This window comes from Pseudomonas sp. LTGT-11-2Z, assembly GCF_003691445.1.
In the GTDB taxonomy this organism is placed as follows: Bacteria; Pseudomonadota; Gammaproteobacteria; order Pseudomonadales; family Pseudomonadaceae; genus Aquipseudomonas; species Aquipseudomonas monteilii.
Genome location: NZ_CP033104.1, coordinates 2705570 through 2721454, shown reverse-complemented (window position 1 = coordinate 2721454; position 15885 = coordinate 2705570). Strand labels below are relative to the sequence as shown.

The window sequence follows — 15885 nt, the reverse complement described above, 5'->3', positions numbered from 1 at the left end:
CAGGTGCTTCCATGCCCGCTTCCAGCGTCTCGCCTGTACCCACCCCGCACGCTCGGGACCGCCTGCTGGAGGCGGCCAGCGCCTTGTTTGCCAGCCATGGCTACCAGGCCATAGGCCTGCGTGACCTGGCCAGCCACCTGGGCCTGCACGCCGGCTCGCTGTACCACCACATCGAGAGCAAACAGGGGCTGCTGTTCGAACTGATCGAGTCGAGCCTGACCGACCTGCTGTACGAAACCCGACAATGCGTCAAAGGCGCCCGTACCACCAGTGAACGCTTGCCGCGCTTTGTGCAGGCTTTCGTGACGTATAGCCAGGCCAACCCCGACAAACTGGTGTTGCTGACGCGGGAAGCCATGAACCTGAACACAGAGCAACTGTTGCAAATCGAACAGTTGAAAACGCAATACAGCGGGCTGCTCAGTGACATTGTCGCCGCAGAGTGCGGGCTGCCGGCACTCCGAGCGCGGTCGATTGCCCATGCCGTACTGGGTTTGCTGTGCGGGCAGGCGCAATGGGGAAGCGTGATCACCGCGAGGGATCAACTGGTGACGTTCGTACAGGGCATTGTCGGTACCGGCAAGACGGCGGCCCATCTATAAAATGCATAACAATATGAATTCTTATTCTTTTTTAATGCACGATAATCCTCTATAACGTTCTCCACTGCACAGCCGCCAACACCTGGCCAACTGTTCGCAGCGCAACACCCAATCAACACGAAACGCCCGCCCGGCAACAGCGACGCAAACCTGCTAACGCGATACCTTGTTGATTTAGAAGAACATCAGAACCCGGCACGACGATTGCTCAAGCAAAGTCCCCCGCTCAACCCGAACCGGAGACCTGCCCATGAGCACCCCACTGAATGTCGTAGCCCTGTCCGGCGGCACTTCCCGCCCTTCACGCACCCTGGCCCTGACCGAGGCGATCCTCGCTGAGCTGGCTGAACACCTGCACATCAAGCCGCACCTGATCGAACTGGGCGACATCGCCCGCCCACTGGGCAGCGCCCTGTGGCGCAGCGAACTGCCCGACACCGTCGAGCAGCAACTGCGTCTGGTGGAAAAAGCCGACCTGCTGGTGGTGACCACCCCCGTGTACCGCGGCAGCTTTACTGGCCACTTCAAGCACCTGTTCGACCTGATCGGCCAGGATGCCCTGGTCGACACCCCGGTTCTGCTCGCCGCCACCGGCGGCAGCGAACGCCATGCGCTGGTGCTCGACCATCAGTTGCGCCCGCTGTTCAGCTTCCTGCAAGCCCTGACCCTGCCAATCGGCGTGTTCGCCAGCCAGGCAGAACTGGCCGACTATCGCGTGTCCAGCGATGCCCTCGCCGCCCGCATCCGCCTGGCTGCAGAGCGTGCCGTGCCGCTGTTCGGCGCTCACCACGCACTGCGTAAAAGCGCCTGAGGAGCGGTCATGAATGCACCTGTGAATACCCCGCTGCGCCCGGCCTTGGCCATCGCCCGCGAACTGGCCGGGCAGTTTGCCCAGACCGCCGTAGAACGCGACGAGCGCGGCGGCACCCCGAAAGCCGAGCGCGATGCCCTGCGTGACAGCGGCCTGCTGTCGCTGGTGATCCCGCAGGCCTTCGGTGGCCAGGGTGCCAACTGGCACGACACGTTCGCGGTGGTGCGCGAGTTCGCCCGGGTCGACAGCTCCATTGCCCATGTGTTCGGCTTTCACCACCTGATGCTGGCCACCGTGCGCCTGTTCTCACGCCCCGACCAATGGCAGCCCTGGTTCGAACAGACCGCCCGCAAACAGTGGTTTTGGGGCAATGCCCTGAACCCGCTGGACACCCGCACCGTGGTCAAGCACTTCGATGGCTGGTGCGAATTTTCGGGCAAGAAAAGCTTCTGCTCCGGCGCCAGCGACTCGGAAATGCTCATCGCCTCGGCGGTGGACGAACGTGCCGGCGGCAAGCTGCTGATTGCCGCCATCCCCAGTGGCCGCACCGGCATCAGCCTGCATAGCGACTGGAACAACATCGGTCAACGCCAGACCGACAGTGGCAGCGCCACGTTCGAGCGGGTGCGGGTAGAGCACAACGAACTGCTACTCGACCCAGGCCCGCTGAGCACTCCGTTCGCCGCCCTGCGCCCGCTGATTGCCCAGCTGCACTTCGCCAACCTGTTCCTCGGCATTGCCGAAGGCGCCTTCGAAGAAGCCCGCCAGTACACCCTCAAGGAAGGCCGGCCGTGGTTCCGCTCCAGCGCCGCCAGCAGTGCCGAAGACCCTTATGTGCTGCGCCATTACGGCGAGTTCTGGGTTGGCCTTGAAAGCGTGCGTCTGCTGATCGAACGGGCCACACGCCAGCTGGATGCCGCCTGGGCCAAGGAACATGCCCTCACGGCAGAAGAGCGCGGCGACCTGGCCCTGGCCATCGGCACCGCCAAGGTCGCCGCCAGCCGCCACGGCCTGGACATCTGCAACCGCCTGTTCGAGGTCACCGGCGCACGCGCCACCCATGCCTCGCTGCGCTTCGATCGCCATTGGCGCAACCTGCGCACACAAACCCTGCACGATCCGGTGGACTACCGCATCCACGAACTCGGCGAGTGGGCTCTCAACGACAAGCGCCCTGCCCCATCCTTCTATTCCTGAGGATTGCCCATGCAACTGCTGACCCTTCCCCCGTCACCGACACTGGCTACCTCGATCAGGGCGACCGCACAGGTTTTCGAAGACCCAAGGTCGCAGGCGCTGCTCGCCCACTTGCAACAGGTCGCCCCCAGCGAGGCCAGCGTCCTGATCATCGGCGAAACCGGTACGGGCAAGGAGCTGGTCGCACGCCACATCCACAACCTCAGCGGCCGGCGCAACGGCCCATTCGTCGCAGTCAACTGCGGGGCGTTCTCCGAGTCGCTGGTGGAGGCCGAACTGTTCGGTCATGAGAAAGGCGCCTTCACAGGCGCGCTGGCGGCCAAGGCCGGCTGGTTCGAGGAAGCCAATGGCGGCACGCTGTTCCTCGACGAAATCGGCGACCTGCCCCTGCCTATCCAGGTCAAGTTGCTGCGCGTGCTGCAAGAGCGCGAGGTGGTGCGGCTAGGGTCGCGCAAGAGCATCCCGATCAATGTGCGGGTCCTGGCCGCAACCAACGTGCAGCTGGAAAAGGCCATCAACGCCGGGCATTTTCGTGAAGACCTGTACTACCGGCTCAACGTGGTGACCTTACAGTTGCACCCGCTGCGCGACCGCCCGGGTGACATCCTGCCACTGGCCCGGCACTTCATTCGCAGCTACAGCGACCGGCTGGGCTACGGCCCGGTGGAGCTCAGCGCCAAAGCCCAGGCCAAGCTGGTGGAATACAGCTGGCCGGGCAATATCCGCGAGCTGGAGAACGTGATTCATCACAGCTTGCTCACTTGCGGCGACGGCACGGTGCAGGCGCAGGACCTGCGCCTGTCCAACCTGCGCATCGAGCGGCAAGAGGAAGAGACGGCTGGCAATGGTGTAGACGACTTGTTGCAGCGGGCGTTCAGCCAGCTGTACGAGGAGCAGCCGGGCGACCTGTACGAGAAGGTGGAAAACGCCTTGCTGCGCTCGGCCTACCGGTTCTGCCACTACAACCAGGTGCATACCGCGCAGTTGCTGGGGTTGTCGCGCAACATCACGCGCACGCGGCTGATTGCCATTGGCGAGCTGGTGGTGAACAAGCGGCGGGGGCAAGAACAGCAAGTGCTGGACAACCGGGTGGTACGGTTGTCCATCTGAGCCTTACAGTGCCGCGAAGGCCTCAGGATGCCGTACGCGGCATCAGCTCATACGGATGCTTCCACCCCGGCTGCGCCTGGATTCGCGCCTTCCAAGCCTCGATATGAGTGAACTCTACCAGCGGGATCCCTGTATCTTCAGGCATGAACACATACCCCGCCAACGACAGGTCGGCGATGGTCAGCCGGCCGCCAACCATGAACGGCGTTTTTGCCAGGTGTGCGTCGACAATACGGTAAGCCGCCGTGGCACGCTCACGCAGGAATCGCGTCACGTCCGTTTCCCCCGTTTTCTTCAGGCAGAACAGAAAACGCAGCGCGGCGTAATAGCTGGTGAACTTGTGGTTGTCGAACAGCATCCAGCGCCAGATCTCGCGTTTTTCGTCTTCATCACGCGGGCCGAACTGGCCGGTCTGTTCGGCAAGGTATTCCAGGATCAGCGCAGACTGGGTGAAGGTTTTGCCCGCGTGCTCCAGCACCGGCACCTCGCCCTGCTCGTTCACCTCATCGCGCCAGCCTGGCTCGCGGGTCTGGCCGTTGAAGAAGTCGACGAAAACCGGCTGCCAGGCCTGGCCAGTGAGTTCAAGCATAAGCGCGGCCTTGTAGGCGTTGCCGGATTCGGCGAAGCAATGCAGCGTGTAGTCGGACATCGGCGAACCTTCATTTTCCTTTGAATGATCGTGTCGGGCCATTCACGGGTTCACCCGCGAAGAAGCCGTAGCGCCGAGCAAATCACGCCCGGCCCGCCACGGTCAATCTATCTTCAGGCAATCTGGACGGCGGTTGTTCGCCTGCAGCCAGAACATCCCATTCCCCGTCCCTCCCGTCATAGCCCCCACACAAACCATTTCGTGGCCCCCCAAGGGAACTACCACCTCCTGCGTGCTCTCTTAATCGTTGAGTGGTTTATTACCTTGGGCTTCACGCTACTGGAGAACACGACATGCGCCACCTACTCCTCGCTCCTGCGCTGCTGCTCCTGCTGCCTGCCGGTGCTGCCCTGGCCCGCGTCGATGCGGGCGACGTCGCCACCTCGGCCGGTATCTCCGCCTCGCTTTACTCGACCTTCAAGGACGATAAACGGATCATCCCGGCACGCGATGAACTTTCTGCCTTCGTTGCCAGTGGCGGTGCAATCCGTGGTGCCTATGTGGAGTCGGCGCTGGAACAAGCCCGCAAGGACCACCCTGGGCTGCAAGCCAATGATGAAGAGCTGGCCCGGGCCATTCTGTCGCAGGATGACCGTATAGCCGATCATTGAAGTCAGCCTGTACCGGCCCTTTCGCGGGCTCGCCCGCGAAAGGGCCGGTACAGGCATACATTCACCCCCAACCATCCATACGCATGGTCGCCCTGACCAGGCGCTGTTCCTCCTGCTCGATTTCCCGCAAACTGTCGCGAATCCCGTTGATATGCTCGCGCGCCGCCCGCTGCGCCTGCTCCGGCAACTGCTCCATCACCGCCTGATACAAGCGTGCATGCTGGCGGTCGATCTGGCGCTTCTGCGCCGGCCGGCAATACAGGTTGTTGACCGAGGCAAACACCGTGCTCAAGGTCAGGTCGCTGAGCGATTGCAAGGTATGCACCAGCACCGGGTTGTGTGACGCCTCACTGATCGCCCGGTGGAAAGCGTGGTCGCGACGTGCGTGTTCACGGGCATCGATCGCGTCTGGTGCCTCGTGCGCGGCCAGCATCTCTTCGTAGCGCCGCCGAATCAGCAAGCGGTCAACCTCGGTGGCCCGTAACGCCGCCAGCCGCGCCGACTCTGCTTCCAGCAGCGCCCGCACTTCCAGCAAGTCGAACAGCGTACGCGGCTGCGAGCCAAACAAATGCATCAACGGTGTGGCACCCGACTGCCCTGTCAGGTCGGCGACGAACGAGCCCCGCCCCTGTTCGGTATCGATGATGCCGCGCCCCCGCAAAATGCGTAGCCCTTCGCGCAGTGCCGAGCGTGAACACCCCAGCTTCTCCACCAACCGCCGCTCCGACGGCAAGGCCTGGCCCACCTTGAGTACGCCGTCAACGATCAGGCGCTCCACACGCTCGGCCACCTGGTCGGCGACCTTGACCTTGCCCTCAGCACCCATCACGCCTTCTCCTACTGGTAGGACCACCTCAACCGATGGCTCCAATCTAGCCAGGCAAAGCCGTCAATAACCAGCCCTTTGCAGAAAAACTGGTAGGACCAGTGAGGGACACACTCGACCAAGGCCGCTGGCACGTGCAGGCTGCAACGGTGACCGCTTTGCCAACAACAACAAAAACGTTGCCGAGTGAGCCGATGAATATCCTGTACGACGAACGCGTCGATGGCGCGCTGCCCACCGTAGACCAGGCGGACCTGTTGCAGGCGCTGCGCAAGGCCCTGCCAGACCTCGATATCCTGTACCGCGAAGAAGACCTCAAACCCTACGAATGTGACGGCCTGTCGGCCTATCGCACGGTACCGCTGCTGGTGGTGCTGCCCGAGCGCCTGGAGCAGGTGCAGGCCTTGCTCAGGCTCTGCCACCAGCGCGGCGTACCCGTGGTAGCCCGTGGCGCCGGCACCGGCCTGTCGGGCGGCGCCCTGCCGCTGGCCAAGGGGATCCTGCTGGTAATGGCGCGCTTCAACCGCATTCTAGAGGTCAATCCACAGGGCCGTTACGCCCGTGTGCAACCCGGCGTGCGCAACCTGGCCATCTCCCAGGCGGCCGCCCCGCACGGTATGTACTACGCACCAGACCCGTCCTCGCAAATTGCCTGCTCCATCGGTGGCAACGTCGCCGAAAACGCCGGAGGCGTGCACTGCCTGAAATACGGCCTGACCGTGCACAACCTGCTCAAGGTGGAAATCCTCACGGTGGAAGGAGAACGCCTGACCCTCGGCAGCGATGCGCTGGACAGCCCGGGCTTCGACCTGCTGGCGCTGTTCACCGGATCCGAAGGCATGCTCGGCATCGTCACGGAAGTGACCGTCAAGCTGCTCCCCAAGCCCCAGGTGGCGCGGGTGCTGCTGGCCAGTTTCGACAGTGTTGAGGACGCCGGCCGGGCAGTCGCCGAAATCATCGCTGCCGGTATCATTCCCGGCGGCCTGGAGATGATGGACAACCTGGCCATCCGCGCCGCCGAAGACTTCATTCATGCCGGGTACCCGGTGGACGCGGCAGCCATCCTGTTGTGCGAACTGGATGGCGTCGAGGCCGATGTGCATGACGATTGTGAACGGGTGGCCGCCGTCCTGGCGCACGCCGGGGCCCGCGAGGTACGGCTGGCCCGCGACGAAGCGGAGCGCGTGCTTTTCTGGGCCGGGCGCAAGAACGCCTTCCCGGCGGTGGGGCGCATCTCGCCGGATTACTACTGCATGGACGGCACCATCCCGCGCCGCGAACTGCCACGGGTACTCAAGGGCATCAGTGACCTGTCCGCGGAATACGGCCTGCGCGTGGCCAACGTGTTCCATGCCGGCGACGGCAACATGCACCCGCTGATCCTGTTCGATGCCAACCTGCCAGGTGAACTGGAGCGCGCCGAAGCCATCGGCGGCAAGATCCTCGAACTGTGCGTGGCGGTAGGCGGCAGCATTACGGGCGAGCACGGCGTAGGCCGCGAGAAAATCAACCAGATGTGCGCGCAGTTCAACAGCGACGAAATCACCCTGTTCCACGCGGTGAAGGCCGCCTTCGACCCGCAGGGCCTGCTCAACCCCGGTAAGAACATTCCCACGCTGCACCGCTGCGCCGAGTTCGGCGCCATGCATGTGCACCATGGGCAACTGCCCTTCCCCGAGCTGGAGCGCTTCTGATGAGCATGGACCGCGACAACAGCCAGGCCCTGCTGGAGCAGGTCGGCCAGGCGCTGAACCAAGGCACACCGCTGCGTATCCAGGGCAGTAACAGCAAAGCCAGGCTGGGCAACCTTGTAGCTGGCGAAGTACTCGACACCCGCAGCCACCGTGGCATCGTCAGCTACGACCCGACCGAACTGGTGCTCACCGCCCGCGCCGGCACACCGCTGCGCGAGATCGAAGCGGCGCTGCACGAAGCCGGCCAGATGCTTCCCTGTGAACCGCCACACCTGGGCCCGGACGCCACCTTGGGCGGCATGGTCGCCGCCGGCTTGTCTGGCCCCCGGCGGCCATGGGCCGGGTCGGTACGTGATTATGTACTTGGCACGCGGGTGATCACCGGCCACGGCAAGTTGCTGCGCTTTGGTGGCGAAGTGATGAAGAACGTGGCCGGTTACGATGTATCACGGCTGATGGCGGGCAGCTTCGGTTGCCTGGGGTTGCTGACCGAGGTTTCGTTGAAAGTACTGCCCCGGCCGCGCCAGTGCTTGAGCCTGCGCCTGCCAATGGGCCGGCATGAGGCGCTGGCCGAGTTGGCCGAATGGGGCCAGCAGCCTCTGCCGATCAGCGCGGCTTGCCATGACGGCGAAGCGCTGTACCTGCGCCTGGAAGGCGGCGAAGGTTCGGTTCAGTCGGCACGTCAGCGACTGGGCGGCGCAACCCTCGACAGCGGGTTCTGGAGCGACCTGCGCGAGCAGCGCCTGGCATTCTTCAACAGCCCTGCACCGCTGTGGCGCCTGTCACTGCCCAACGCCATCGGCGAGCTGGACCTGCCCGGCCAGCAACTGATCGACTGGGGTGGAGCGCAACGCTGGCTCACGTCCAGCGCACCGGCACAGGCCATTCGCGACCTGGTCGCCAACGTGGGCGGCCACGCCACCTGCTACACCGCTGGAGCGGACAGTAGCCCGCCGCTGCCGGCTGCACTGATGCGCTACCACCAGACGCTCAAGCAACAGCTCGACCCCCAGGGCGTGTTCAACCCTGGCCGCCTGTACCCAAACCTGTGAGGCCAGACCATGCAAACCAACCTGAGTGAAGCCTCCCGACGCCTGGCCCGCGCCGACGAGGCGCAAAGCATCCTGCGCTCCTGCGTGCACTGCGGTTTCTGCACCGCCACCTGCCCCACCTACCAGTTGCTGGGCGATGAGCTGGACGGCCCGCGCGGGCGCATCTACCTGATCAAGCAACTGCTCGAAGGCGAGCCGATCACGGCCAGCACGCAACTGCACCTGGACCGTTGCCTGTCCTGCCGCAACTGCGAAACCACTTGCCCCTCAGGGGTGAAGTACCACGACCTGCTGGACATCGGCCGCGCCGTTGTCGAACAACAGGTGCCGCGCCCGCTCGGTCAGCGCCTGCTGCGCCAGGGCCTGCGAGCCGTGGTGCCACGCCCGGCGCTGTTCAAGGCCCTGACCCGTGGCGGCCAGGCCTTGCGCCCGCTGCTGCCGGCCACACTCAAGCGCAAACTGCCGGCACGGGTGGTCGCCCCTGGCCAGCGCCCGGCACCGCGCCATGCACGCCGGGTGTTGATGCTGGAAGGCTGCGTGCAGCCGGCCTTGTCGCCCAACACCAACGCCGCCGCCGCGCGCCTGCTGGACCGCCTGGGCATCAGCGTGCAGCCGATCCACCAGGCCGGCTGCTGTGGCGCGGTGGACTACCACCTCAATGCCCAAGAACAAGGCCTGCATCGTGCACGGCGCAATATCGACGCGTGGTGGCCTGCCATCGAAGCGGGGGCCGAGGCCATTGTGCAAACCGCCAGCGGCTGCGGCGCGTTCGTGCGTGATTACGGCCACCTGCTGGAAAAAGACCCCCATTACGCCGCCAAAGCCGCGCGGGTCAGCGCCCTGTCCCGCGATCTGGTAGAAGTGCTGCGCGATGAGCCGGTCGAGCAACTGGGCCTGTGCGCCGAACAGCGCCTGGCCTTCCATTGCCCTTGTACCTTGCAACATGCCCTGAAGCTGGGCGGCACGGTGGAAGCGCTGCTGACGCGCCTGGGCTTTACCCTCACCGCTGTGCCGGACGGCCATCTATGCTGCGGCTCGGCGGGCACCTATTCGCTGACGCAACCCGAATTGTCGCTGCAACTGCGTGACAACCGCCTCAACGCACTGGAAAGCGGCAAACCGCACGTCATCGCCACCGCCAACATCGGCTGTCAGGCCCACCTCGACGGGGCCGGGCGTACGCCGGTACGGCACTGGATAGAAATTGTCGAAGCAGCCTTGAACCCGGAGAACCCCCATGCATAGCAAGTTCGTGATCGGCCAGGCCGAAGTCGCCCGCGTATTGGCCGCCGCCCGCCAGGAAGCCTTGACCCAACACTGGAACGTCACCATTGCCGTGGTTGACGACGGTGGTCACCCGCTAGCCCTGGAGCGCATGGACGGCTGTGCGCCAGCCAGTGCCTACATTGCCGTGGAAAAGGCCCGGACCTCTGCGCTGGGGCGCAAGGAAACACGAGATTACGAAGAGATGGTCAATGGTGGCCGTACTGCCTTCGTCACCGCACCGCTGCTCACCAGTCTGGAAGGTGGCGTGCCGTTGCGGGTGGAGGGCCAGGTGGTGGGTGCCATCGGTGTGTCCGGGGTCAAGTCCGAACAGGATGCCCAGGTGGCCAAGGCTGGGGCGGCTTCACTTTGAGTCCAGCACAGGCAACACATATCCAGAAGACTGAACTTCGAGCGGACAGACAATGCCAAACCATCAACTCCAGATAGCCCCCATCCTCCAGCGCTTCATCGAAGACGAAGTGCTCCCCGGCACCGGCATCGAAGCCGCCCCCTTCTGGCAAGGCTTCAGCACCCTGGTCCACGACCTCGCCCCGCAAAACCGTGCCCTGCTCGCCGAACGCGAGCGTCTGCAGGCCGAACTGGACAACTGGCACCGCCAGCACCCCGGCCCGATCCGCGACATGGCCGCCTACCAGCACTTCCTGCAAGGCATCGGCTACCTCGTGGATGCACCCGAAGACGTGCAAATCAGCACCCACAACGTCGACGGCGAGATCGCCGTACAAGCCGGCCCGCAACTGGTCGTGCCGCTGAGTAATGCCCGCTACGCCCTCAACGCCGCCAACGCCCGCTGGGGTTCACTGTACGATGCCCTCTACGGCACCGATGCCATCGCCGAAACCGCGGGTGCCGAGCGCGGCCAAGGCTACAATCCGGTGCGCGGCGCCAAGGTGATTGCCTATGGCCGGCAATTCCTCGATACCTCAGCCCCGCTTGCCGGCGCCTCACACAGCGACGCCAAGGCCTACGCGATCAACCAGGGCGCACTGCTGGTCACCCTGGCCGATGGCCGCCAGGTTGGCTTGCAAAACCCCGCGCAAATGCGTGGCTACCAAGGCGAGCCAAACACGCCAACTGCGATCCTGCTGCAGCACCACCAACTGCATTTCGAAATCCGGATCGACCCGGCCAACATCATCGGCCAGCAGGACCTGGCCGGGGTCAAGGACATCCTGCTGGAAGCCGCACTGACCACCATCATCGACTGCGAAGACTCAGTGGCGGCCGTCGATGCCGACGACAAGGTCAATGTCTATCGCAACTGGCTGGGACTGATGAAAGGCGACCTCAGCGAACAGGTCAGCAAGGGCGGCAAAACCTTCAGCCGCACCTTGGCCGCCGACCGCCAGTATCACGGTGCAAACGGCCAGCCACTGACCTTGCCAGGCCGTTCGCTGCTGTTCATTCGCACCGTTGGCCACCTGATGACCAACCCGGCGATCCACGACCGCGATGGCCGGGAAATCCCGGAAGGCATCCTCGATGCCGTGGTCACCAGCCTGATCGGCCTGCACGACCTCAAGCGCCGAGGCAACTCGCGCGAAGGCAGCCTGTACATCGTCAAGCCGAAAATGCACGGGCCGGCCGAAGTGGCCTTTGCCGACCAGCTGTTCGGCCGCGTCGAGGCCCTGTTGGGCTTACCCGCGCATACCCTGAAGATGGGCATCATGGACGAAGAGCGGCGCACCAGCGTCAACCTCAAAGCCTGCATCGCCAGTGCTGCATCACGGGTGGTGTTCATCAACACCGGTTTCCTCGACCGCACCGGGGACGAGATGCACAGCGCCATGGAAGCCGGTGCCATGCTGCGCAAGGGCGACATGAAAGGCAGTGCCTGGATCCAGGCCTACGAACGCAGCAACGTGCTGGTGGGGCTGGCCTGCGGATTACGCGGCAAGGCGCAGATCGGTAAGGGCATGTGGGCCATGCCCGACCTGATGGCGGCCATGCTCGAACAGAAAATTGCCCAGCCCAAGGCCGGGGCCAACACCGCTTGGGTGCCCTCGCCGACGGCCGCAACGCTGCATGCGCTGCATTACCATGAGGTAGACGTGGCAGTGGTGCAGCAGGCGCTGGAAGCAGTCGATCTGAACGCCCAGCGCCACGCATTGCTGAACGACCTGCTCAGCGTACCGGTCAGCCCAGAGCGGCCCTGGAGTGCCGACGATATCCAGGCTGAACTGGACAACAACTGCCAAGGCATCCTCGGTTACGTGGTGCGCTGGGTCGAACAAGGTGTCGGCTGCTCCAAGGTACCGGATATCCACGATGTGGGCCTGATGGAGGACCGCGCCACCCTGCGCATTTCAGCGCAGCACATCGCCAACTGGCTGCACCATGGCGTGGTGGGTGCCGAGCAGGTCGAGGCGACTCTGCAACGCATGGCCAAGGTGGTAGACCAACAGAATGTCGGAGACCCGGCGTACCGGCCAATGGCGGCCAACTTCGAGGCATCGCATGCGTTTCGCGCCGCCCGAGAGCTGGTGTTCAAAGGGCGCGAACAGCCAAGTGGCTATACCGAGCCGTTGCTGCATGGCTGGCGGTTGCGGTTCAAGCAGCAGGTTCAACGCTAGCCCAAGCTGCGCGGTGGTGCTGCCGGCGCGGGCTTGTGTCGCGCCGGCAGCAAACATCTGCCGCCGGCCCGTCAGGGGTGGTATTCCGGCGCCCTCAGAAATTTCCCACAACGTTTTCGGAAGCATCCTGCTTGCTGCCTCTGCACGCAAAAAACAAGATCGGCACTGGAAACCGCAAGGTCGCGATCCAGAGGAGGCTCCGTATGCACCATTACGCCCGCTCCATTGCCGAACTGCGCAGGAGCTTGTGCGAAATGCTGGCCCATGACATCTGCAACCCCGAAGAGGATCCGCACCTGTCGGGGGTGATGTTCTTCTGCGCCACCGACGAACACTCCCGGCAACTGGTCGAGCGAATCGAGTTGCTGGCCAGCGAGGTGTTCTTCGACCAGAACGGGCGGGCCATCGCGGAACACCTGAAAGCGGCCGCAGTCGACGGCGTGCGCATCAAGCGCAACCGCAAGGCGCCAGCGGATGAAACGGTGATACGCATCGCAGTCGCCGACAAGGGCTATATCACGGTGAGTACGGCCCGGCTCTGAGATTATGGGGGCCGCTTTGCGGCTCCATGCCCCTGTCTGGCCAATCCGCTATCCTGAGCACTCCCCCGCTCCGGACCGCCCCATGGAACTGCACATTCGCCTGGAAGGCCGCAAAGGCCTGGCCGACCAGCTCTACCTGCTGCAGTGGGCACTGGCGGGCTTTTTGGGCGAAGGCCACCTGAACAAGCACATCCGCCGCTGCCACGAGGTTTACAGCGCCTGCCGCGAACGTATCCTGGCGCGCCTGGGCGGCGACCCGTCACTGTGGTTCAGCAAGGTGGAGGTGGGCCTGTATTCGCTGGCACCGTTGTTCAGCAAAGCCCCGGTACGCCCGGGGCTGTTGCTGGGCTTTGGCGCTATCGAGCTGCTGGACATCGACCCGGCACTGGACCGGGTGCGCGATACCCTTAAACGCCTCAGCTGACCGGCGCGGCCCTGCCCGTCGCGGGAGGGCGCGCGATGGCCGCAGCATAGCCACGCGGGTTGAAACAGGCGGTTACCAGCAACATCGCCATCACGGTCACGGTCAGCAGCGTCCACGATGCTTGGAAGTCGCCACTCACGTCACGCAACCAGCCGGTGATGTACGGCACGATACCGGTGATGATAAAGCCGATCCCCTGTACGAATGCCGCCAGGCTGCCGGCCTCGGCAGGCGTCTTGAGGTGCTCCAGGGTCAGCGTCAGGCTCTGGCTGAAGCAGGCACCCAAGCCAAAGCCGATCATGGCGACCCACAGTCCTGCAGCCACCGTGGGTGCCAGCAGCAGGCCGAGGAAGCCCGCCAGCTGAATCGCCAGTGCCAGCCAAAGGCCTGGGCGTCGGTCTGCCCAGCGCCGCAGCAGCAGTGGCAGGCCGAGCGCACCGGCCACCTGGAAAATGGTCATCAGGCCGACCAGGTCGGCGCCGCCCTGGGCACTGCCTCCGTGCTCGATATGGTAGGCCGGCAACCAGGCCACCATGCTGGTGTAGCCGCCATTGATCAGGCCGAAGTACAAGGCCAGCAACCACGCCCGGCGAGTGCCAAACCAGTGTCCACCCGCAGCACCCGTCAGCCTCGGTACTTCCTGACGTGGCCGCAGCACGGCCCAGGCCAGCACCGCCAGCACGGCCGGGGCTGCCCAAAGGCCCAGGCCGGCCTGCCAGTGGCCGAAGTGGCCGCTGACATGTGGCCCAAGCACGGCCGCCAGGCCACCGCCCGTCATCAGTGCCGCCGAATACAGGCCCATCGCCCCGGCCAGCCGCCCGGGGAACCATCGATTGACCAACCCTGGCATCATACCTTGCACCACCGCCACGCCCAGGCCAGCGACCACTGCACTGGCAATCAACGCCCACGCGCTGTCCAGTTGCAGCCGCCACAGGCAGCCCAGGGCAATCGCAGCCAGGCCACCGAGCATGCCGCCATGCTCGCTGATCCAGCGCCGCAGCCAGGGTTGCTGCAACGGTACCAGCCCCATGCACAGCACCGGCAACGCCGTCAGCAAGGCGGCCTGCTGGTAGCCTAGGCCAGTGCTGGCACGCATAGGTTCGAGTAACGGGCCGATACTGGTCAGGATCGGCCGCAAGTTCAGCGCCAGCAGAATCACCAGCAACAGGTTCAACGCAGCTCTCATTGTGAATCGGTTCTCTTGTAGCAAGACCCGGCCATTATCCCGGCTCGGTCAGCCTGGCAGAAATGAAGAGATTGGATGCCTGTCAGTGGCCACCTGAATGGTCGATTGGCCTCCTGCCTATGCGCAGGATTGGCTATCGGGGTGGCCAAAGGGCACTGGCCTGGGTCGAGAGCCTGACCCGCTTACCTGAGCGTAGGGCGCCGCAGGTGATACATCAACGCCCAGCCAACCGCGCCCGATAGCTCCCTGGGCTCTGCCCGGTCCACTTCTTGAACGCCCGGTGAAACGCACTGGGCTCCTGGAACCCGGCCTGCTCGGCGATTTCGGCGATGCTCAACACCCCTTCACGCAAGCGCTCGAAGGCCATCGCCCGGCGCACCTCATCCTTGATCTGCTGGTATGACCGCCCCTCCCGGTCCAACTGCCTGCGAAAGGTACTGGCGCTAACCCCCTGCTGCTGCGCCAGCGCCGCCAATGTCGGCCACTGGCCGTAACGCAGTGCGCGCAAGCGCCGGTACACCTCGGCCACCAGCCCGTTCTGGTTCCGAAAGCGAATCACCAGCCCCTGTGGCGCAGTGCGCAGGAAGGTTTTCAAGGCTGGCAGGTCCTGTACCACCGGCAACCGCAGGTAGGCACTGTCGAATTCCACCTCGGTACGGCCGCTGCCCAGGCGCAGGTCTGGCCCCCACAGCAGCAGGTCGTCCTCCTGGGCCGGGCGCGACACCGCCAGCTCGGTACGGTCGATGGCAATGCGCCGCCCGGCCAGCCAGCACAGCATGCCAATCATCAGCACCAAATACGTTTCCTCGGCATACACCCGGGTCAGCGGGTCGGCAATGTTCGACTGCACACTGATCTGCGCCCGGCCACCACGTACCGTCAGGCTGCCACGCAGGTCGCGCAGGAACAGGCCGAAGCCGCCCATGCATTGGCGCAAGGCCTTTTCCAAGTTCGGTTCAAGTATCAAGCCCCGGCAGATCAGGGCAAAGCTGCCCAGCGGCATGCCATGGCTGTCGAGGCAGAAAAACTCGTCGTCCAGCCGTTGAATCATCGCCAGCCAGAGCTGGGCGAAGGCCCTGGCCGGCACGCGTGCCTGGGGCTGCTCCAGCAGCTGAGGGTCGATGCCCACGGCACGCAGCTGTGCATCACGCTCGGCGGGGCTGTCGCGCAGGGCATGGAGCATGGCGTTGAGAAAGTACACGGCGACCGAATCGCTATCGCGCATGGCGGTTTTCGCTGTCTATGCTGAGTGGCAAAAAGTGCCAGGTTGTTTGAACAGTTCCGGCATAGGCTGCAACAGAGCCTTTGCCTAGACTCG

General features: G+C 64.4%; 15 protein-coding genes and 1 pseudogene. 12 read left to right on the top strand and 4 right to left on the bottom strand.

The annotated features are described in order from the left end of the window. Positions 1–11 precede the first annotated feature (11 nt). From D8767_RS12770 to sfnR, 4 genes are all read left to right on the top strand, one after another. Positions 12–602, top strand: a complete 591-nt coding sequence (locus tag D8767_RS12770; protein ID WP_016711106.1) for a TetR/AcrR family transcriptional regulator — start codon at positions 12–14, stop codon at positions 600–602. A gap of 250 nt (positions 603–852) precedes the next feature. Further along, on the top strand, positions 853–1413 hold the full coding sequence (gene msuE, locus D8767_RS12765) for an FMN reductase (RefSeq protein ID WP_016711107.1): 561 nt from the start codon (positions 853–855) through the stop codon (positions 1411–1413). Positions 1414–1422: 9 nt separating this feature from the next. Continuing rightward, on the top strand, positions 1423–2610 hold the full coding sequence (locus D8767_RS12760; RefSeq protein WP_016711108.1) for an acyl-CoA dehydrogenase family protein: 1188 nt from the start codon (positions 1423–1425) through the stop codon (positions 2608–2610). A 9-nt stretch (positions 2611–2619) separates the two neighbouring features. Then, positions 2620–3720, top strand: coding sequence for a sigma54-dependent transcriptional activator SfnR (gene sfnR / locus D8767_RS12755; protein ID WP_016711109.1), 1101 nt, complete (start codon positions 2620–2622; stop codon positions 3718–3720). A gap of 22 nt (positions 3721–3742) precedes the next feature. Here the strand turns inward: sfnR and D8767_RS12750 are convergent, their stop codons facing one another. Next, positions 3743–4369 (bottom strand): glutathione S-transferase family protein, encoded by a 627-nt coding sequence (locus D8767_RS12750; protein ID WP_016711110.1) that lies wholly within the window; start codon positions 4367–4369, stop codon positions 3743–3745. A 293-nt stretch (positions 4370–4662) separates the two neighbouring features. Here D8767_RS12750 and D8767_RS12745 point away from each other — a divergent pair, with 293 nt between their 5' ends. Then, on the top strand, positions 4663–4980 hold the full coding sequence (locus tag D8767_RS12745) for a DUF2388 domain-containing protein (protein WP_016711111.1): 318 nt from the start codon (positions 4663–4665) through the stop codon (positions 4978–4980). A 61-nt stretch (positions 4981–5041) separates the two neighbouring features. On the opposite strand, the gene glcC is transcribed toward D8767_RS12745, so the two are convergent. Then, entirely contained in the window at positions 5042–5806 is a 765-nt protein-coding gene (gene glcC, locus D8767_RS12740) for a transcriptional regulator GlcC (protein WP_016711112.1), read from the bottom strand. Between the two features lie 194 nt (positions 5807–6000). Between glcC and glcD the strand changes: the two genes are divergently transcribed. The 7 genes and pseudogenes from glcD to D8767_RS12705 all read left to right on the top strand — a co-directional run. Continuing rightward, positions 6001–7500: a glycolate oxidase subunit GlcD gene (gene glcD, locus D8767_RS12735; protein WP_016711113.1), complete on the top strand. Its 1500-nt coding sequence runs from the start codon at positions 6001–6003 to the stop codon at positions 7498–7500. Then, on the top strand, positions 7500–8552 hold the full coding sequence (gene glcE, locus D8767_RS12730; protein ID WP_016711114.1) for a glycolate oxidase subunit GlcE: 1053 nt from the start codon (positions 7500–7502) through the stop codon (positions 8550–8552). The genes glcD and glcE overlap by 1 nt, the downstream gene beginning before the upstream one ends. Before the next feature lie 9 nt (positions 8553–8561). Further along, entirely contained in the window at positions 8562–9797 is a 1236-nt protein-coding gene (gene glcF, locus D8767_RS12725) for a glycolate oxidase subunit GlcF (protein ID WP_016711115.1), read from the top strand. Further along, positions 9790–10188 carry a heme-binding protein gene (locus D8767_RS12720; RefSeq protein ID WP_016711116.1) on the top strand — a complete coding sequence of 133 codons (399 nt, stop codon included), beginning with the start codon at positions 9790–9792 and terminating at the stop codon, positions 10186–10188. The genes glcF and D8767_RS12720 overlap by 8 nt, the downstream gene beginning before the upstream one ends. Before the next feature lie 52 nt (positions 10189–10240). After that, a complete protein-coding gene (locus D8767_RS12715) occupies positions 10241–12412 on the top strand; it encodes a malate synthase G (RefSeq protein ID WP_016711117.1) in 2172 nt (723 codons plus the stop codon). A gap of 203 nt (positions 12413–12615) precedes the next feature. Then, entirely contained in the window at positions 12616–12954 is a 339-nt protein-coding gene (locus D8767_RS12710; RefSeq protein ID WP_016711118.1) for a hypothetical protein, read from the top strand. A 136-nt stretch (positions 12955–13090) separates the two neighbouring features. Further along, positions 13091–13378, top strand: a pseudogene (locus D8767_RS12705) (PLP-dependent aminotransferase family protein); the annotation flags it as partial. Here D8767_RS12705 and D8767_RS12700 read toward each other — a convergent pair. Both D8767_RS12700 and D8767_RS12695 read right to left on the bottom strand, forming a co-directional pair. Continuing rightward, entirely contained in the window at positions 13371–14567 is a 1197-nt protein-coding gene (locus D8767_RS12700) for a cyanate transporter (RefSeq protein WP_016711120.1), read from the bottom strand. The pseudogene D8767_RS12705 and the gene D8767_RS12700 sit on opposite strands and share 8 nt — an antisense overlap. Before the next feature lie 214 nt (positions 14568–14781). Beyond that, positions 14782–15792, bottom strand: coding sequence for an AraC family transcriptional regulator (locus D8767_RS12695; RefSeq protein WP_016711121.1), 1011 nt, complete (start codon positions 15790–15792; stop codon positions 14782–14784). Positions 15793–15885 lie beyond the last annotated feature (93 nt).